The sequence below is a fragment of the Aromatoleum sp. genome, from assembly GCF_032027225.1.
GTDB lineage: Bacteria > Pseudomonadota > Gammaproteobacteria > Burkholderiales > Rhodocyclaceae > Aromatoleum.
The window spans coordinates 247,575-266,674 of the sequence record NZ_JAVSMM010000003.1 but is presented as its reverse complement, the minus strand read 5'-3'; the positions used below and the strand labels follow the sequence as shown (position 1 = coordinate 266,674).

Genomic DNA, 19,100 nt, shown 5'->3' with positions numbered 1-19,100 from the left:
CCCGAATACCGAAATGCGCGAATTATGGCATTACCGCGCTCGACCTCCGGGCCTTCAGTTCGACACTGTTACGTTCTCGACGGCCTCCCACACCGAAAGAGCGTCGCGCGTCGCCGCGACGTCATGCACACGTACGATCCGTGCGCCTCGTTCGACTGCCATCAATGCAGCAGCGACGCTCGCGGGCGTCCGCTCAGCCACCGGCCGCCCGATGATCGCGCCGAGCATCGATTTGCGCGAAACGCCGATGAGAACCGGTCGCCCGGTCGCAACGAAGTGATCGAGCGCGCGAAACATCGCGAGGTTGTGCTCGAGCGTCTTGCCGAAGCCGAATCCCGGATCGATCGTGATCCGGCTCTTGTCGATACCCAGCGCTTCGAGCTCTTGGACTCGTCGCGTCAAAAAATCGAGCACTTCGCCGACTACATCGCCGTAGTGCGGGCTCGATTGCATGCTTCGCGGCTCGCCCTGCATGTGCATCACGCACACGGCCGCGTTGCTGCCCTGAAGTGCGTCAATCGCTCCCGGCGCGCGGAAACCGTTGATGTCGTTGATCAGACTCGCCCCGGCCGCGAGCGAGGCGCGCATGACCGCCGGCTTTACCGTGTCGACCGACACCGGAACCGGCCAATCCGCGAGCCGTTCAACCAACGGCACGACGCGGTCGAGTTCTTCCTGTTCGGAAACGGGCTGCGACCCCGGACGCGTCGATTCGCCGCCGAGATCGAGAAAACGGGCGCCCGCTTCGACCGCGGCTTCGCAGCGGCGCAGAGCGGCATCCAGATCGTGTCCGAGACCGTCACCGGAGAAGGAGTCCGGCGTCACGTTGATGATTGCCATGATCCGCGGACGCGAGAGATCGATTTCGAAACGGCCGCACTTGAGTGTCTGCATCTGAGACCCGAAAAGAAACGGCCGGCTTGCGCCGGCCAAAGTGTAAGTTATTGATCCGCGTCTCGATCAGGCTGCCGGAGCGGGCGCCGTGGGCGCCGCACCCGGCGCGTCGTCCTTCGGCGAGCGGCGAGCCGGTTGCGAGCTCGGCTTCGGCGGCCGAGGAGGACGGCCGGCCATGATGTCGGAGATCTGCTCCGCATCGAGCGTTTCCCACTCGAGCAGCGCACTCGTCATCGCCTCGATCTTGTCGCGGTTCTCCTCGATCAGTCGCCGCGCCAGCGCGTACTGTTGATCGATGATGCGCCGGATCTCGGCGTCGACCTTCTGCATCGTGGCCTCGGAGACATTGCGGTGCGTGGTGACTTGGCGGCCGAGGAAAATCTCGCCTTCCTCTTCACCGTACACCATCGGGCCGAGCGTATCCGACATACCCCATTGAGTGACCATCCGGCGGGCGAGATCCGTGGCCCGCTGGAAGTCGTTCGAAGCGCCGGTCGTCATCTGATCCATGAAAAGCTCTTCGCAGATCCGGCCGCCGAACAGCACCGCGATCGTCTGCAACAGACGCTCGCGGTCCTGGCTGTAGCGGTCCGTCTCCGGCAATTGCATCGTCACGCCAAGCGCCCGCCCGCGCGGAATGATCGTGACCTTGTGGACCGGATCGGTCTTGTCGAGCAGTTTCGCGACGACCGCGTGGCCGGATTCGTGGAACGCGGTGTTCCGCCGTTCCTCTTCCGGCATCACCATCGAGCGCCGCTCGGAACCCATCATGATCTTGTCCTTGGCGCGCTCGAAGTCTTCCATGTCGACCAGTCGCTTGCCGCCGCGCGCGGCGAAAAGCGCCGCCTCGTTGACGAGGTTCGCGAGATCGGCGCCGGAAAAACCCGGGGTGCCACGTGCGAGGACGACCGGCTCGACGTCGGGCGCGATCGGCACTTTGCGCATGTGCACTTTCAGGATCTGTTCGCGACCGCGAATATCGGGCAACGGAACGACCACTTGCCGGTCGAAGCGGCCCGGGCGCAGCAGCGCCGGATCCAGAACGTCGGGACGGTTGGTCGCCGCGATGACGATCACGCCCGTCTGCCCTTCGAAGCCGTCCATTTCGACGAGCAACTGGTTCAAGGTCTGTTCCCGTTCGTCGTTGCCACCGCCCATCCCGGCACCGCGCTGGCGGCCGACGGCATCGATCTCATCGATAAAGATGATGCATGGCGCATGCTTCTTCGCCTGCTCGAACATGTCCCGCACCCGGGCCGCACCGACGCCGACGAACATCTCGACGAAGTCCGAGCCGGAAATCGAGAAGAACGGCACTTTCGCTTCGCCCGCGATCGCCTTTGCAAGCAAGGTCTTGCCGGTACCAGGCGAGCCGACCATCAGCACGCCTTTAGGGATGTGGCCACCGAGCTTCTGGAACTTCGAGGGGTCGCGCAGGAAATCGACGAGTTCCGATACCTCTTCCTTGGCCTCGTCGCACCCCGCGACGTCGGCGAACGATAGCGAATTCGCGCTCTCGTCGAGCATCCTCGCCTTCGACTTGCCGAACGAAAACGCCCCGCCACGGCCGCCGCCCTGCATCTGCCGCATGAAGAACACCCAAACGCCGATCAGCAGCAGCATCGGGAACCACGACACGAAGATGCTCATCAGGAAGGACTGCTCCTCCTCCGGCTTGCTCGCGTTCACCACGACGCCCGAGCGGATCAGATCGGACACCATCCAGATGTCCTGAACGCCCGGCGTGTACACCGTGATCTGCCGCCCTTCCTGCGTGGTAGCGCGCACGAGACGTCCGTCTATCGTCGCTTTGGCGATGCGCCCAGCACGAGCCTCCTCGAGAAACTGGGAGTACTCCATCGTGTTGGTCGACACCTGCCGCGTGTTGAACTGGTTGAATACCGTCATCAGCACGACGCCAATGACCATCCAGATCGCGAGATTCTTGAAGAGATTATTCAACTTCTTTCCTTGAAAGCCCAACTGGGGCAGCGACAGATTGACCCATTCTAGTGGCGAACGTTCCGCTGCGTAAACCAATCGTCCCGATGGTCCGTGGTAATGGCGACAGCGTGCTCCGGGACGCGGATCTGCTCCTTCTACCCGCCTGAGTTGGGGGCATCCACAGAATATTCAAGTCCGTGGACAATGAATCGCGCGCTCGAGTCGATATCGACGCGCATTGGAGTGCGCTTAACCCGCGCGTCCCCCCAAGCCGAGCAGATAGACCTCCGGACTGCGATCGCGGGACGCCTTGGGCTTGCGCACCTGCAGCGAGTTGAAATGCTTCTGGATTTCGCCGCGGAACTGCATGAACCCCTCACCTTGAAAGACCTTCACCAGGAAGGCGCCTCCGGGCTTCAGATGCCGGCGTGCAAAGTCGAGTGCGAGTTCGCCGAGATAAATCGAGCGCGCTTGATCCACCGTGTCGATACCCGACATGTTAGGCGCCATATCCGAGAGCACGACGTCCACGCGCAAATCGCCGAGTCGCGCCTCGAAGTCCGCAAGCACGGCTTCGTCCTGAAAATCGCCCTGCAGAAATTCGACACCGGGCAGCGGCTCGAACGCGAGAAGATCGAGCGCGAACACCCGTCCTGCGGAGCCCACTCGCCGCATTGCGACCTGCGACCACGAACCCGGCGCGGCGCCCAGATCCACGACGACCATTCCCGGCCGAAACAGATGATCGCGATCGTCGATCTCCATGAGCTTGAACGCGGCGCGCGAACGATAGCCCTCGCTCTTAGCCCGCTGGACGTAGGGGTCGTTCACGTGCTCCTGCATCCACGCCTTGCTGGTCTTGGTTCGCTTCATCGGAGTAGAATCCATGCCCCTGAAAGATTTGAGAAAAGAATGAGCGAGCTACCCCCCGCCCGGCGGCGCGAATTGCGTGCGAGCGCCCACCATCTGAATCCCGTCGTCAGCATCGCCGGAAACGGTCTGACGCCGGCGGTCCTGGGCGAGATCGACCGCTCCCTGCAGGCGCACGAGTTGATCAAGATAAAAGTTCACGGCGCCGAACGCGACGCGCGCGAAGAACTGATGAAAGCTGTCTGCGACGCGCTCGACGCCTTCGCGGTTCAACATATCGGCACGATCCTCGTCGTGTGGCGCGAACGACGCGAGGAAGCCGAGAAATCCGCCTCGGCGAAATCGGCAGCCCCGGCCGCGAACGTTCCTGGCGTGGCGAAAGCGAAATCCGCCCGAGCCTTCGCCGCAGCGGCGCGCCGTACTGCGCTCATCAAGGCGGCCTCCGACAAGAAGCGCCTCGCGGCGAAACGCGTTCGAGCCACGACGAAAAAAGCTGGATCGAGCCGCGGAAACTGAGCCCCGCTGACGGGAGATCCGTCAGCGCGCCAGCAACTTCCGCGTTCCCAGGACCAGAAACAAGCCGAGCACGCTCTGCACGAGGTAGAGCACGCTCGAGATGCCGTGCCACGTCGTGAAACGCGTGCGCATCACGGTGTCCATGACTTCACGCGGCCAAGCGTTGGCTTTCATCTGCGCCATAAGCGGCTGGATGCCGAACTGACTTGCAAGGGTTGCAAGCAGCATCGCCGCGACGACCCAGAAGACTCCGCTTCGAAAAGCCCGCCAACCCAGGCGAACGAACAGGAAGCCAAGGACGTAGACCGAAGCCCCGATCCCGATCCAGCCGACGATTGAAAACAGGCGCCCCGCGACGTTGCCCGCCAACGTGCGGTCGCCGAGCATACCGAAGAGCGTCGGCGCGACGATGTAGCCGATCGACCACATCGCTCCGACCCAGAGCGTGACGAGCACAATCAGGACATGCTCGGAAAGACGGCTCACGAGCTCGCCCCGCCCCAACGGACAATCACTGCGGAATCGGGAATGACGAACCTCACACGTAACGGACGTCGATGATCTCGTATTCCCTCAGCCCGCCCGGCGCCTGCACTTCCGCGATGTCGCCGGCGAACTTGCCGATGAGCGCACGGGCGATCGGCGAACTGATCGAAATCTTGTTTTCCTTCACGTCGGCCTCGTCATCGCCGACGATCTGATACGTCACGGCCAAACCCGATTCCATGTCCTCGAGTTCAACGGTTGCGCCGAAGACGCACCGGCCGTCCGCATCGAGCAGCTTCGGATCGATGATCTGCGCGGTCGAGATTTTCCCCTCGAGCTCCTTGATCCGGCCCTCGATGAATCCCTGCCGCTCTTTCGCAGCGTCGTATTCCGCGTTCTCCGACAGGTCCCCGTGAGAACGCGCTTCGGCAATCGCCGCGATGACGCTCGGACGATCGATGGTCTTGAGGCGATGCAATTCCTGCCGGAGCTTTTCCGCTCCGGTAACGGTAAGAGGCGTCTTGCTCATGATTGTGCCTTCACTTCGGCATGCAGCGTTTGCAGCCCGTAGACCTGGAGTCCCTCGAGGTGGCGCATGCCCATGCACGCGGCGCGCGCGCCCTCGATCGTCGTAAACACCGTGAGCTTCGCGGCGAGCGCGCTCGTGCGGATCGAACGCGAGTCGATGATCGCCTGGCGCTTCTCTTCCACGGTGTTGATGACGAGGCTGACCTCGTTGTTCTTGATCATATCGACGACGTGCGGACGGCCTTCGTTGACCTTGTTGACGACGGTCACCGGGAGCCCCGCGGCTTCGATCGCCGACGCCGTGCCGCGCGTCGCGACGAGGCCGAAGCCCAGTTCGTGCAATTCGCGCGCAACCTCGACGGCGACGCCCTTGTCGGAGGGCTTGACGCTGATGAACGCCGTCCCGGACTGCGGCAGTCGCACGCCCGCCGCGAGCTGCGACTTCACGAAGGCTTCGGCGAAACTGCGGCCGACGCCCATCACTTCACCCGTCGACTTCATTTCCGGTCCGAGAATCGTATCGACGCCGGGGAACTTCACGAACGGAAACACCGCTTCCTTGACGGAGTAGTACGGCGGAACGATCTCGCCGGTCACGCCCTGGCTCGCGAGACTCTGCCCCGCCATGCAGCGCGCGGCAATCTTCGCGAGTTGCAGCCCGCAGGCCTTCGACACGAAGGGCACCGTGCGCGACGCGCGCGGATTCACTTCGAGCACGTACACCGCCGCCTCGTCGCCATCGCCCTGGATCGCGAACTGGACGTTCATCAGACCGCACACGTTGAGCGCACGTGCCATCGCCTCGGTCTGCCGACGGAGCTCGTCCTGCAGCTTCGCGGACAGCGTGTAGGGCGGCAGCGAACAAGCCGAGTCACCGGAATGCACGCCAGCCTGCTCGATGTGCTCCATGATGCCGCCGATGATCACCTGGGTGCCGTCGGACAGCGCATCGACGTCAACCTCGGTCGCGTCGTTCAGGAAGCGATCGAGCAACACCGGCGACTCGTTCGAAACTTTCACTGCTTCGCGCATGTAGCGCTCGAGATCCTTCTGCTCGTGGACGATCTCCATCGCGCGGCCGCCGAGCACGTAGCTCGGGCGCACGACGAGCGGATAGCCGATCTCTGCCGCGAGCCGTACCGCAGCTTCCGGCGTGCGTGCCGTGCGGTTCGGCGGCTGCTTCAAGCCGAGGTCGTTCAGGAGCTTCTGGAAGCGCTCGCGATCTTCGGCCGCGTCGATCATGTCGGGGCTCGTGCCGATGATCGGCACGCCGTTCTCCTCGAGCGCTTGCGCGCGTTTGAGCGGCGTCTGGCCGCCAAACTGCACGATCACGCCGACCGGCTTCTCGACGTGCACGATCTCGAGGATGTCCTCGAGCGTGATCGGCTCGAAATACAGGCGATCGGACGTGTCGTAGTCGGTCGAGACGGTCTCGGGGTTGCAGTTGACCATGATCGTCTCGTAGCCGTCGTCGCGCAGCGCGAGCGCGGCGTGGACGCAGCAATAGTCGAACTCGATCCCCTGCCCGATGCGGTTTGGCCCGCCGCCGAGCACCATGATCTTCTTCTTGTCGGTGGGCTGCGCCTCGCACTCGTCTTCGTACGACGAGTACATGTAAGCAGTGGACGTCGAGAACTCGGCCGCGCAGGTATCGACGCGCTTGAAGACCGGCCGAACGCCGTTAGCGTGGCGGTGCAGACGCACAGCCGTTTCGTCGACACCGAGCAACTTAGCGAGCCGGCGGTCGGAGAAGCCCTTGCGCTTCAACTCGCGCAGCTCGCCCGCGCTGATCGCCTTCAACGAACGCCCGCCGAGCGCCTTCTCGGTCAGCACGATGTCTTCGATCTGGGCGAGGAACCAGGGGTCGATCTTCGTCAGGTTGAAGACCTGCTCCTGCGTGTAGCCCTCGCGGAACGCCTGGCCGACGTACCAGATGCGCTGCGGGCCGGGGCTCGCCAGTTCGTGCTCGAGATCCTCGCGGTCCGCTTCGACCTCATCGAGGCCGTAGGCGCCCACTTCGAGGCCACGCAGCGCCTTCTGGAACGATTCCTGGAACGTGCGCCCCATCGCCATCACTTCGCCGACCGACTTCATCTGCGTGGTGAGACGGTCGTTGGCCTGCGGGAATTTCTCGAACGCGAAGCGCGGAATCTTCGTGACGACGTAGTCGATCGACGGCTCGAACGAGGCCGGGGTCGCGCCGCCGGTGATGTCGTTCTTCAATTCGTCGAGCGTGTAGCCGACCGCGAGCTTCGCCGCCACTTTCGCGATCGGGAAGCCGGTCGCCTTCGACGCCAGCGCCGACGAGCGCGACACGCGCGGGTTCATCTCGATGACGATCATGCGACCGTCCTTCGGGTTGATCGCGAATTGTACGTTCGAGCCGCCGGTGTCGACGCCGATCTCGCGCAGCACCGCGATCGAGGCGTTGCGAAGGATCTGGTATTCCTTGTCGGTCAGCGTCTGGCTCGGCGCGACCGTGATCGAGTCGCCGGTATGCACGCCCATCGGGTCGAGGTTCTCGATCGAGCAGACGATGATGCAGTTGTCCGCGCGGTCGCGGACGACTTCCATCTCGTACTCCTTCCAGCCGATCAGCGACTCTTCGATCAGGAGTTCGTTGGTCGGGCTCGCCTCGAGACCACGCTTGCAGATCTCGTCGAACTCTTCCATGTTGTAGGCGATGCCGCCGCCGGTGCCGCCGAGCGTGAAGGACGGACGGATGATCACCGGGAAGCCGATGCCGCCCTGCACCTGCAGCGCCTCTTCCATGCTGTGCGCGATACCCGAACGCGCGGAGCCCAGACCGATCTGGGTCATCGCGTCCTTGAACTTCAGGCGGTCTTCAGCCTTGTCGATCGCGTCGCGCGACGCGCCGATCAGTTCGACGCCGTACTTCTCGAGCACGCCATTCTTCGCGAGATCGAGCGCGCAGTTCAACGCGGTCTGACCACCCATCGTCGGCAGCAGCGCGTCGGGCCGCTCCTTCTCGATGATGCTCTCGACGACCTGCCACGTGATCGGCTCGATATAGGTAACGTCCGCCGTCTCGGGGTCCGTCATGATCGTTGCCGGGTTCGAATTGACGAGGACGACCTTGTAGCCTTCCTCCCGCAGCGCCTTGCAGGCCTGGGCGCCCGAATAGTCGAACTCGCACGCCTGCCCGATGATGATCGGGCCGGCGCCGATGATAAGTATGGTTTGTATGTCTGTGCGCTTAGGCATCGCCTAACCTCGGTATTGCGTTGATGAGCGGCAGGGCGGGCTGCCGCTGCGAATTACTTGGTGCGCGTCTCGAGCATCCGGATGAAGCGATCGAACAGGTAGGACACGTCATGCGGTCCCGGGCTCGCTTCCGGGTGCCCCTGGAAGCAAAAGGCCGGGGCATCGTTCCACGCCAGGCCCTGCAAGCTGCCATCGAAGAGCGATACGTGCGTCGTGCGGACATTGGCCGACAGCGTAGCCGGATCCACCGCGAAGCCGTGGTTCTGGCTCGTGATCAGGACCTGCCCGGATTCGACATCCTTGACCGGGTGATTCGCGCCGTGGTGGCCGAACTTCATCTTGGTCGTCTTCGCGCCGGCCGCGAGCGCCATCAATTGATGACCGAGGCAAATCCCGAACATGGGGATTTTGCGCGCGAGAAATTCGCGCGTCGCGGAGATCGCGTAGTCGCAAGCATCCGGATCGCCGGGACCGTTCGACAGGAATATCCCGTCCGGATTCAGCGACAGCGCCTCCGAAGCCGATGTCTGCGCCGGGACGACCGTCAGGCGGCAGCCGCGGCTCGCAAGCATGCGCAGGATGTTGCGCTTGACGCCATAATCGTAGGCGACGACGTGGAATTTCGTGTCCGGCCGCGTCGCCGATCCGACTCCGAGTTCCCACTCGCCTTCGGTCCATTCGTAGGGCTTCTCGACGCTGACGACCTTCGCCAGATCCATTCCGGACAGACCGGGAAATTCGCGGGCGCGTGCGATCGCGGACTCCGCGTCGAGCGCGACGCCATCAGCAGCGGTGACGATGCACCCGGCCTGCGCGCCCTTCTCGCGCAGCACTCGGGTAAGTTTGCGCGTATCGATCCCCGCGATCGCGACGACGTTTTCAGCCTTCAGATACGCGTCGAGCGTCTGGTCCATGCGGAAATTCGACGGCAGGATCGGCAAGTCGCGGATCACGAGTCCGGCAGCATGCACCCGACCCGCCTCGACGTCCTCACGATTGACGCCGGTATTGCCGATGTGCGGATAAGTCAGCGTTACGATCTGCCGGCAGTAGCTCGGGTCGGTGAGGATTTCCTGATATCCGGACATCGAGGTGTTGAACACCACCTCACCAACCGTACTGCCGGCCGCACCGATACCCTTGCCGAAAAAAACCGTCCCGTCGGCAAGCGCTAGTAGGGCGGGCGGGGAAGCAGTCACGACAAACTCCTGAGTTCAGCCGAAAGACAGGGGAAAGGCCTTTTATGCCTCCCCGAATGTGAAAAAAACGGGACAAGCCGATCGGCTAATCCCGCTTTCAAGAAGCCCCTAATTATAGCGCCGCACGCCCATCGAGGCAACGACGCTCCCCCGAAACCGGTAGTCAGCGTAGCCCCAGCACGTCCTGCATATCGAAGAGTCCGCTGGACTTGCCGGCGAGAAAACGGGCCGCCCGCATCGAGCCCGAGGCATAGGGCATGCGACTACCCGACTTGTGCGTGATCTCGATCCGCTCGCCGATGCCGGCGAAGAGCACCGTGTGGTCGCCGACGACGTCGCCACCCCGGATCGTCGAGAAGCCGATCGTTTCGGGCTTGCGCTCGCCAGTCACGCCTTCCCTGCCGTAGATTGCGCAGTCATCGAGGTCGCGACCGAGTTCGCGCGCGACGACCTCACCCATGCGGAGCGCGGTCCCGGACGGCGCGTCAACCTTGAACCGGTGGTGCGCCTCGATCACCTCGACGTCGTAACCCTCATTGAGTATTCGAGCCGCAACCTCGAGCAGCTTGAACACCGCATTCACGCCAACCGCCATGTTCGGAGCGAACACGACGGGAATCGACTTCGCGGCGGCGGCGATCACGCCCTTCTCGGCGGCCGAGAATCCGGTGGTGCCGATGACCATGGACTTTCCCAGTTCGCGCGCAAGTTCGAGGTGCGCGAGCGTTCCTTCGGGACGCGTGAAGTCGATGACGCAATCGGCCGCGGCAATCGCCGCCCGCGCGTCATCACTGATGGCGATGCCAGAGGACTGGCCGACGAATTCGCCTCCATCGCGCCCGATGAACGGCGTCCCAGGGCGATCGAACGCGGCCGCGAGGGTCACACCGGGGTCCTTCAGGCTCGCTTCGATGAGCATCCGGCCCATGCGTCCGGAAGCGCCGGCGATTGCGATACGTGGTAGTGTCATTGAGTCGTTTCCAAGTTCGTCGAACGGGAGCAGCCCACGCCGCCGAGCCCCCCCCCCCCCGTCAATCGGCCTTTGGCGGCGCAGCGATCTCGACGACCCGGCTGCGCTCGGCCTGTGAAGTAGCCGCTCGGGCGTCGCCGGCCTGGACATCCCCTTCGACCCGATCGAGCCGCTCGCCGTCGAAAAACACGCTTAGCACGCGCTGCTCGATTTCGCCGCGGCCGGGTTGAAAGCGGTAGACGTAGTCCCAGCGGTCGGCGTGAAAGGCATCGACGATCAAAGGCGTGCCGAGGGCGAACCGCACCTGCTCCCTCGTCATTCCCTTTTTCAGGCGCGCAACCATTTCCTGGTCCACGTAGTTGCCCTGGCGCACGTCGATCCGATACGGATTGATGCGATCGGTCAGCGAATTGATCGAACAGCCGCTCAACAGACCGACGACGGCAAGCGCAGGGAGGAGGATTGAACGCATGAATGGATTTCTTGGTCGGTAAGGCCGTAGAGCGAATCGCTCTCGGGCAAGGCGAAAAAATATATCATATGCAGGCTCGGCTATGCGGTAGCAGCGCCGAGCCACCCAGCGGGGCAACCATGTCAGAGAATTCGGAAAACCTAAAAAATATCGGTCTGAAGGCGACCTATCCTCGCCTGAAAATACTGGACCTCTTTCAAACCTCGGATCTGCGGCACCTCACGGCCGAGGACGTCTATCGCCTGTTGATGGCCGAAGGAATGGACATCGGGCTCGCGACCGTGTATCGCGTGCTGACCCAATTCGAGCAGGCCGGGCTACTCGAGCGACATTATTTCGAGTCGGGGAAAGCGGTCTTCGAACTCAAGAAGGGCGGCCATCATGACCACCTTGTCTGCCTCCAGTGCGGCCAGGTCGAAGAGTTCTTCGATGCCGAGATCGAGCGCCGCCAAAACCGGATCGCCGAGGAGCGCGGCTTCGCCGTCCGCGAACACGCCCTTTATCTCTACGCGGACTGCCTGAGAAAGGACTGCCCGAACCGCAAGCTGGAAGAGGACTGAGCAACGGTCCGTCGGGCCGCGTCCGCCCGTTCGGACGCTGTCTGGCGGCACGGTCCGCCGGCAGGCGTTAGGCCCCCAGCATTTCGGCCGCGTGGCGGCGTGTCGTCTCGGTGATGTTCACGCCCCCCAGCATGCGGGCGATCTCTTCGATGCGCGCATCCCCGTCCAGCGCGACGACCTCGCTCACTGTCTGTCCGCCGCGCTGCGTTTTCGCGATATTCCACTGCCAGTCTGCGCACGCGGCAACTTGCGGCAGGTGCGTGACGCACAGGACCTGCCGCTCACGCCCCAGCCGATGCAGCAGTTTGCCGACGATCTCGGCGACGCCTCCGCCGATGCCCACGTCGACTTCGTCGAAGATCAGGGTCGGCGTCGCGGCGTCGCGACTCGTCATCACCTGGATCGCAAGGCCGATCCGGGAAAGCTCACCGCCCGAGGCGACCTTTGCGAGCGGGCGCAAGGGCTGATTCGGGTTCGCGGCGACGCGGAATTCGACCACCTCGAATCCGTGGGCGCCGCCGACGGCGTCCGGCTCGAGGCCGACTTCGAACTTGCCACCGGCCATCGCAAGCGTCTGCATCGCCTCGGTGACGTCCGTCGACAGCTTGCCGGCCGCCGGTCTTCGCGCGGCCGACAGGCGCCGCGCGAAAGCTTCGTATTCGTCGCGCGCGCGCTTTTCCTGCTCCGCGAGACGCGCGGGATCAGCCCGCGCGACGAGATCGTCGAGCTTCCTCGTCCACTCGGTCTGCAAATCGGGCAAGGCTTCGGGCGCGATGCGGTGCTTGCGCGCGAGGCTCGTCACCGCCTCGATGCGCTGCTCGATCTCCGCGAGGCGTGCGGGATCGAGGTCGAGTCGTTCGCGGTAGCGCCGCAACTCGTGCAACGCCTCATCCACCTGGATTTCCGCAGCGGCAAGCAGCTCGCCGACGTCGCCGAGCCCCGGATCGATCCCCGTCATTTCACCAATCCGGGCGTTGATATGCCTCAGTTGCGAACCGACGGAAAGATCCGCTTCACCGAGCGCGACAAGTGCCTCGTCCGCACCCTCGATCAAGCCCGCGGCATGCGCAAGCCGGCTATGCTCGGCGTTGAGCTCGGCCCACTCCTGCGGCGCAAAGGCCAGCTCCTCGACCTCACGGAGCTGCCATGCGAGCAGCTCCCGCTCGCGCTCGGAGGCGGCCGAATCCGTCTCGGCGACACGCCGCAGGTCCGCGAAATGCTGCCATTGGCGGTAACGCGCCGCGACGTCGGCGGCAAGCGCGCCGGCCCCGGCGTGCATATCCACGAGCGCGCGCTGCGCGTCGCCTCTCAGCAGCGCGTGATGTGCATGTTGTCCGTGGATGTCCGCCAGCCACTCGCCCGCTTCGCGCAATTGCGCCTGCGTGACCGGCACGCCGTTGAGCCAGGCGCGGGACCGTCCGCCGGCCTCGACGACGCGCCGCAGGATCACGGCGCCCTCGTCGGCCGGCAACTCGTGCTGCAGAAGCCAGGCTTCGAGCGGCCCGGATGCGGGGAGATCGAACTCGGCGACGATGTCCGCCTTGTCGCGCCCGGCCCGGACAGAGCCGGAATCCGCCCGGCCGCCGAGCGCGAGGCCGAGAGCATCGAGCAGAATCGACTTGCCGGCGCCGGTCTCGCCGGTCAGCGCACCGAATCCCGCTTCGAATTCGAGCTCCAGGCGGTCGACGATCACAAAATCCCGAATGGTCAGGCGGCGTAGCATGGCGTCGCGAATCTGAATGGACGTTGATCAGGGAAGGCGGGGAACCGCGCTCCAGTGCATCTTCTGGCGCAGCATCGCGAAATAGCTGTATCCCTCGGGATGGAGCAGCCGCACGACGTTCGGCGAGCGCGTCACGACGACCCTGTCGCCCGCCCGCGCATCGAAGCGCGTCTGGCCATCGAAGTGGATCGTCGCGTCGTGGGGCGGCAGCAGCACGATCTCGATCCGGCAGGTGTCGGGAAGCGTCACCGGGCGGGCCGTCAGCGCGTGCGGGCACAGCGGGACGAGCGCGACGCCGCCGACAGTCGGATGCAGAATCGGTCCGTTCGCGGACAACGCGTACGCCGTCGAGCCGGTCGGAGTCGCGAGGATCATGCCGTCCGAGCGCTGCGTATAGACGTACTCGCCGTCGATCGACAGGTCGAACTCGATCATGCGCCCGAGATCGCCCTTATTGACGACGACATCATTGAGCGCAAGCGTCTGGAAAACCCTTTGTCCGGCCCGCAGCACTTCCGCGTCGAGCATTGCGCGCGACTCCTCGGAATAGCGCCCGTCGAGAATTTCACCGAGCTTCACCAGGGCGTCGTTGCGGGCAATGTCGGTCAGAAAGCCGAGCCGACCCTGATTGATACCGACAAGCGGCACCTCGTGTTGCGACAGGCGGCGCGCGGTGTTCAGCATCGTCCCGTCGCCGCCGAGCACGACCGCGAGATCCGCGCCTACGCCGATTTCCTCATAGCTCGCGACCGCGTAATCGCCCGCGGTTCCGATGGAACTCGCCGTCCCCTGCTCGATCCACACAACGAGACCATGCTCACGGAGGAAGCCGGCAATACGCAGCACAGCCTCGGCCACGTCGGGGCTCTGGTACTTGCCGATCAACGCAATCGTGCGAAAGCTCTTGCTCATGGCGGCGATTAAACCACATTCGCCTAAGAGCTTGGCAGACACGCTAGAATAGGGCCTCCCGTCCGCCCCGATCATGAAACAGCTCGACCCCCGCTCCCAGATCCTGCTCAAGACCCTGATCGAACGTTACATCGTGGAGGGTCAGCCCGTCGGCTCCCGCGCGCTGTCGCGCTATTCGGGTCTCGAACTGTCGCCCGCGACGGTGCGGAACGTGATGAGCGATCTCGAGGAGATGGGATTCATCACCAGTCCACACACATCGGCCGGACGCATTCCGACGGCGCTCGGCTACCGTTTCTTCGTCGACTCGCTGCTGACGGTGCAACCGCTCGAACAGGCTCGGGTCCGCGAACTGAAGGGGCACCTGCAGCCCGACCAGCCGCAGCGCCTCCTCAACTCCGCGTCGCACCTGCTTTCCGAACTCACCCAGTTCGCAGGCGTCGTCGTTTCGCCGCGGCGGGACAGCATCAAGATTCGCCAGATCGAATTCATCGGCCTGGCCGAGAACCGCATCCTGCTGATCATCGTGACGACCGCGGGGGACGTGCAGAACCGCATCCTGACGACGCGCCGCGCCTATACGTCCGCCGAGCTCTCGGAAGCCGCGAGCTATCTCACGGAGCACTTCGCGGGGCTCGGGTTCGACGACATCCGCGTACGCATCCGGGCCGAGCTCAAGCAGCTGCGCGTCGACATGAGCGAACTGATGGCGGCAGCGGTCGAAGCCGGCAACGCCGCGGAAGAGGACGACAGCAGCCGCTACGTGATGTCCGGCGAAACCAACCTTCTCGACTTCGAGGACCTGTCGTCGAACATGGCCCGACTGCGGGAACTGTTCAAGCTCTTCGAGCAGAAGACCGGGCTGATGCAGTTGCTCGATCTCTCGAATCGCGCGCAGGGCGTGCAGATCTTCATCGGCGACGAATCCGGTCTCGCGCAGCTCGACGGCTGCAGCGTCATCACGGCCGGTTACGAAGTCAACGGCAGGGTCGTCGGCTCGGTCGGCGTGATCGGACCGACGCGGATGGCGTACGACCGCGTCATCCCGATCGTCGACATCACCGCGCGCCTGCTTTCGAACGCGCTGTCGAGCAACCACTGACCGCGTCACCGACGCGACAAAGGATCCGCATGGCCCGTTACTGGCCCGAGCCCGCCCGCGGCGAGACTGGTGCGTCTCGCACGGGCGTCCTGTTGGTCAACCTCGGCACACCCGCGGCCCCGACCGCAGCCGCGGTACGGCCTTACCTGAAGGAATTCCTTTCCGATCCGCGCGTGGTGGAGATTCCGAAGCTCGCCTGGTGGCCGATCCTCAACGGCATCATCCTGAACCTCCGGCCAAAGAAATCCGCCGAGAAATACGCGAGCATCTGGATGGACGACGGCTCGCCGCTACAGGTCCACACCGAGCGGCAGGCGAAATTGCTGGCGGGCTACCTCGGCCATGACGGCGCGAGAAACCTGCGGGTGGATTGGGCGATGCGTTACGGGTCGCCGTCGATCCGGGAGGTGCTCGAGCGGATGAAGGCGGACGCCTGCTCGCGCATTCTCGTCGTGCCGCTGTATCCGCAATACGCCGCGAGCACCACCGCGAGCGTCATCGACGAAGTCGCGGCGTGCGTGACCCGCTGGCGCAACTTGCCGGAGATCCGGTTCATCCGGGACTTCCACGATCACCCCGCATACATCGACGCGCTGGCGCAAAGCATTCGCGATCACTGGGCGACTGCGGGCGAACCCGACCAGCTCGTGATGAGTTTCCACGGCATCCCGCGCCGCTCGGCCGAACTCGGCGACCCGTATCACGACGAATGCCGGACCACCGCCCGGCTCCTAGCCGAAAGGCTGCGCCTGCCGCCGGAGCGCTGGCAACTGACCTTCCAGTCCCGTTTCGGCAAGGCCGAGTGGCTCAAGCCCTACACGCAAGCGACCCTCGAAGCACTCGGGCGGACCGGCACGGAACGCGTCGACGTCGTTTGCCCCGGCTTTCCGGCGGACTGCCTGGAGACGCTGGAGGAAATCGGGATGGAGGTCCGGGCGGCGTTCATCGAAGCGGGAGGGAAATCCTTTCGCTACATTCCCTGCCTCAACGAGCGCCACGACTGGATTTCCGCGCTCGCCTCAATCGTGCGCAGCCGCATCGCGGACTGGCTCGAAGTTCCATCGGGCGGGGTATCAAAACTCGAACCCATCGGATAGCGAGTTCACGCGAGCGGCACGGGGTCGAGATGAGCGCGCGCATCAGGCTCGCGCTGCAGTGGCTCCTCAATGCCGTTGCGCTGCTGCTGCTCCCCGAAGTGATCACCGACTTGCGCGTCGACAGCTATGCCGCCGCACTCGTGACGGCATTGCTGCTGGCGCTGATCAACACGCTGATCCGCCCGATCCTGATTTTCGTCACGCTGCCGATTACGCTGCTCACGCTCGGGCTATTCACGCTCGTGATCAACGCGCTGCTGTTCTGGAGCGTCTCGGCGCTGGTCAGCGGCGTGCATGTGCCGGATTTCTGGACTGCGTTCTGGAGCGCCCTGCTCTACAGCGTGCTCACCTGGTTCGTCAGCATCGCGTTGGCCGGAGCCGACGAGCGGCAGATCCACGTCGTCGCTCGGAGGCGTAGGGACTGACACCCCCCTCGCCACGGCGCCATGGTCGAGAAAGGTAAGGCGCCCGGTCAGTCCTCGACGAGCTGAAGATCCAAGCCCGTGGTCGCGGTGAAGTCGGGAACGAGAGCGGGCTCGCCGGTTCTTGCGAGTTCCCGCGTCGCCGCACCGAGCCGTTTCACGACGATCGTCGCAATCAGGCTGCGGAAGCGCTCCCTCACCTCGTCGGTCGCCAGCGCAAGCGCCGCCGGATTGACCTCGAGATAGGTCGTCGGCGACACCGAAATCACGGTCGTCAGATGACGATGGTCGGCGCCATCGAGCCATGCGAGCTCACCGAAGACCTCGCCGACACCCAGGCGGCTCACCCGCCGCCCGTCGACCGAAACCTCAACTTCCCCGTCGATGACGATGCCGAAACGCTGATCGGCATCACGCTCGCGCATCAGCGCGACGCGCTCGCCGACCTGGCGCCAGTTCGAGATCCGCAGAACCTCCCACACCTCGATATCGTCGAATTCGGTGAAGAACGCGAGTTTGCGCAGCGTCGTGAAACGCGTCGTATCCGCCGGGACGAAGCGGTCATCGACGATGCGGTAGCGCACCCCCGACAGGTCCTGGGCGAACTCCGCGCCGTTGCGATAGCGCGAGTAGAGATCCTTTTCGAGCGAGCGCCGGATCACGGCGTCCATCGACTCGGGGACATCCGGGTTCAGATGCGAAACCAGCGGCGGATCGGCATTGATGATCTTGTAGATCAGCTGTGCCGGATTGCTTGCGCGAAACGGCAGCCGCCCGGTCAGCAAGTGGAACAGCACGACGCCGAGCGAATACAAGTCCGTCTTCTGATTGAGCGGATACCCCTTGATCTGCTCCGGGCTCATGTAAGCGGGCGATCCGACACCCATGATGAAGGTCGAGTCGGCATCGACGCGCTTGTCGACGTTGAGCGCGAGACCGAAGTCGGTAATCCGGACGTTGTCGTGTTCGTCGACGAGGATGTTCGCCGGCTTGATGTCGCGGTGGACCACGCCTTGACGGTACGCATGATCGAGCGCCATGCAACACTTGAAGATGATGCCTATCGTGCGGTGGATCGGCAGCAGCCGCTCGAAGCTGCAGAAGCGCTCGAGCGACTCTCCCGGGAAATACTCCATCACGACGTAAGCCTGTTCCGGCTCCACGACGACGTCGAAAATCCGAATGATGTTCGGGTGATCGAGGCGTCCCGCGACCGCCTTCTCGGCCTTCAGCAGCTTCAGCAGCCGGCGGTTCCACTTCGCCTCGTCCCGCGCGCGGTCCTGGAAGCGGACGAGCTTGACCGCGACCGGCTCGGGCCGATCGGGCGACTGCGCGAGATAGACGACCGCCGTGGCCCCCCGTCCCACTTCCCTTACGAGCTCGTACGGGCCAATCCGCTGTGGAATATCGTTCATCCTCGATTCGCTTTCCCGCCAGGAACGCCGCTGGCTTCGAGCCGTCGCCGCGCATAGATCGTGACACAGCGCTCGGCCAATCTGCAATGCGGAAAAACTTGCGGCCGGGTCTTGAAATCACTTTCCGCGCCCCCATCTCGGGTGCGTCGAAGAACAAAGGGAGTTGCAACCCATGCAGGAAAACAAGCAGTCTCCGGACATTCAGGGCGAATTGCCCGAAAATCCGTCGGTCGCAAGCTCGGCCGAGTCGCAACGCGAAGGCCAGCCGACCCGCACGGAAGCGGACCGGATGCCCGGACTCGAGGAGAGCCTGCGCCAGGCCGAATTGAACGCTGCCGAACATCACGACGCGTGGCTGCGCGCGCGCGCCGAAACCGAAAATGTCCGCCGCCGCGCCCAGGAAGACATTGCGAAGGCGACGAAATTCGCCTCCGAAAAGTTCGCCGGCGCGATGCTTCCGGTCAAGGACAGCCTCGAAGCCGCGCTCGCCAGTCAGAATCAGACGATCGAAAGCCTGCGCGAAGGCGTCGAACTCACGCTCAAGCAGCTCGTGTCCGCGTTCCAGAGCGCCGGTATCGTCGAGGAAGATCCGACGGGCCGAAAGTTCGACCCGAACAAGCACCAGGCGATCAGTGCGGTCGAATCCGAAGTCGAACCGAATCACGTGGTGAACGTGCTGCAGAAAGGTTACCTGCTGCACGAGCGCGTCATACGTCCTGCGATGGTGATGGTGTCGAAGGCGAAGGAAAGCTGAATACGCGGACG

Annotated in this window: 18 protein-coding genes; 6 read left to right on the top strand and 12 right to left on the bottom strand. The window is 64.0% G+C overall.

All coding sequences use genetic code 11. From position 1 onward, the window contains the following. Positions 1-54 precede the first annotated feature (54 nt). The 3 genes from folP to ROZ37_RS06025 form a co-directional block, all read right to left on the bottom strand. The gene (folP, locus tag ROZ37_RS06035; RefSeq protein WP_312658265.1) at positions 55-894 is read right to left on the bottom strand and encodes a dihydropteroate synthase; all 840 of its coding nucleotides are present in this window, start codon (positions 892-894) and stop codon (positions 55-57) included. Positions 895-960: 66 nt separating this feature from the next. Then, positions 961-2,856, bottom strand: coding sequence for an ATP-dependent zinc metalloprotease FtsH (gene ftsH / locus ROZ37_RS06030; protein ID WP_312658263.1), 1,896 nt, complete (start codon positions 2,854-2,856; stop codon positions 961-963). A 231-nt stretch (positions 2,857-3,087) separates the two neighbouring features. Continuing rightward, complete coding sequence (locus ROZ37_RS06025; protein WP_409449931.1) at positions 3,088-3,681, bottom strand: RlmE family RNA methyltransferase; 594 nt, start codon at positions 3,679-3,681, stop codon at positions 3,088-3,090. Here ROZ37_RS06025 and ROZ37_RS06020 point away from each other — a divergent pair. After that, complete coding sequence (locus tag ROZ37_RS06020; protein ID WP_409449930.1) at positions 3,580-4,224, top strand: YhbY family RNA-binding protein; 645 nt, start codon at positions 3,580-3,582, stop codon at positions 4,222-4,224. The genes ROZ37_RS06025 and ROZ37_RS06020 overlap by 102 nt on opposite strands. Before the next feature lie 21 nt (positions 4,225-4,245). Here ROZ37_RS06020 and ROZ37_RS06015 read toward each other — a convergent pair whose 3' ends face one another. From ROZ37_RS06015 to ROZ37_RS05990, 6 genes are all read right to left on the bottom strand, one after another. Then, positions 4,246-4,710, bottom strand: a complete 465-nt coding sequence (locus tag ROZ37_RS06015; RefSeq protein ID WP_312658258.1) for a DUF4149 domain-containing protein — start codon at positions 4,708-4,710, stop codon at positions 4,246-4,248. A gap of 52 nt (positions 4,711-4,762) precedes the next feature. Then, positions 4,763-5,239 (bottom strand): transcription elongation factor GreA, encoded by a 477-nt coding sequence (gene greA, locus ROZ37_RS06010; RefSeq protein ID WP_312658255.1) that lies wholly within the window; start codon positions 5,237-5,239, stop codon positions 4,763-4,765. Beyond that, positions 5,236-8,463, bottom strand: a complete 3,228-nt coding sequence (gene carB, locus ROZ37_RS06005) for a carbamoyl-phosphate synthase large subunit (protein ID WP_312658254.1) — start codon at positions 8,461-8,463, stop codon at positions 5,236-5,238. Before carB ends, greA begins: the two co-directional genes overlap by 4 nt. Positions 8,464-8,516: 53 nt before the next feature. Next, positions 8,517-9,662, bottom strand: a complete 1,146-nt coding sequence (carA, locus tag ROZ37_RS06000; protein WP_312658252.1) for a glutamine-hydrolyzing carbamoyl-phosphate synthase small subunit — start codon at positions 9,660-9,662, stop codon at positions 8,517-8,519. 163 nt (positions 9,663-9,825) lie between these two features. After that, positions 9,826-10,632 (bottom strand): 4-hydroxy-tetrahydrodipicolinate reductase, encoded by an 807-nt coding sequence (dapB, locus tag ROZ37_RS05995; protein WP_312658250.1) that lies wholly within the window; start codon positions 10,630-10,632, stop codon positions 9,826-9,828. A gap of 61 nt (positions 10,633-10,693) precedes the next feature. Then, positions 10,694-11,104, bottom strand: coding sequence for an outer membrane protein assembly factor BamE (locus ROZ37_RS05990; protein ID WP_312658249.1), 411 nt, complete (start codon positions 11,102-11,104; stop codon positions 10,694-10,696). 119 nt (positions 11,105-11,223) lie between these two features. On the opposite strand from ROZ37_RS05990, the gene fur reads away from it, so the two are divergent. Then, positions 11,224-11,664 carry a ferric iron uptake transcriptional regulator gene (gene fur / locus ROZ37_RS05985; protein ID WP_312658324.1) on the top strand — a complete coding sequence of 147 codons (441 nt, stop codon included), beginning with the start codon at positions 11,224-11,226 and terminating at the stop codon, positions 11,662-11,664. A 67-nt stretch (positions 11,665-11,731) separates the two neighbouring features. Here the strand turns inward: fur and recN are convergent, their stop codons facing one another. After that, on the bottom strand, positions 11,732-13,387 hold the full coding sequence (gene recN / locus ROZ37_RS05980; protein ID WP_312658248.1) for a DNA repair protein RecN: 1,656 nt from the start codon (positions 13,385-13,387) through the stop codon (positions 11,732-11,734). A gap of 27 nt (positions 13,388-13,414) precedes the next feature. After that, positions 13,415-14,299, bottom strand: coding sequence for an NAD kinase (locus ROZ37_RS05975; RefSeq protein ID WP_312658247.1), 885 nt, complete (start codon positions 14,297-14,299; stop codon positions 13,415-13,417). A 73-nt stretch (positions 14,300-14,372) separates the two neighbouring features. On the opposite strand from ROZ37_RS05975, the gene hrcA reads away from it, so the two are divergent. From hrcA to ROZ37_RS05960, 3 genes are read left to right on the top strand one after another with little or no spacing between them, the layout of a single operon-like run. Continuing rightward, positions 14,373-15,401: a heat-inducible transcriptional repressor HrcA gene (gene hrcA / locus ROZ37_RS05970; protein WP_312658246.1), complete on the top strand. Its 1,029-nt coding sequence runs from the start codon at positions 14,373-14,375 to the stop codon at positions 15,399-15,401. Between the two features lie 29 nt (positions 15,402-15,430). After that, on the top strand, positions 15,431-16,498 hold the full coding sequence (gene hemH, locus ROZ37_RS05965; RefSeq protein WP_312658244.1) for a ferrochelatase: 1,068 nt from the start codon (positions 15,431-15,433) through the stop codon (positions 16,496-16,498). Positions 16,499-16,527: 29 nt separating this feature from the next. Next, the gene (locus ROZ37_RS05960) at positions 16,528-16,923 is read left to right on the top strand and encodes a phage holin family protein (RefSeq protein WP_312658243.1); all 396 of its coding nucleotides are present in this window, start codon (positions 16,528-16,530) and stop codon (positions 16,921-16,923) included. Between the two features lie 47 nt (positions 16,924-16,970). On the opposite strand, the gene ROZ37_RS05955 is transcribed toward ROZ37_RS05960, so the two are convergent. Beyond that, the gene (locus ROZ37_RS05955) at positions 16,971-18,335 is read right to left on the bottom strand and encodes a protein kinase domain-containing protein (protein WP_312658242.1); all 1,365 of its coding nucleotides are present in this window, start codon (positions 18,333-18,335) and stop codon (positions 16,971-16,973) included. A 172-nt stretch (positions 18,336-18,507) separates the two neighbouring features. On the opposite strand from ROZ37_RS05955, the gene grpE reads away from it, so the two are divergent. After that, complete coding sequence (grpE, locus tag ROZ37_RS05950) at positions 18,508-19,089, top strand: nucleotide exchange factor GrpE (protein ID WP_312658241.1); 582 nt, start codon at positions 18,508-18,510, stop codon at positions 19,087-19,089. Positions 19,090-19,100: the final 11 nt, after the last annotated feature.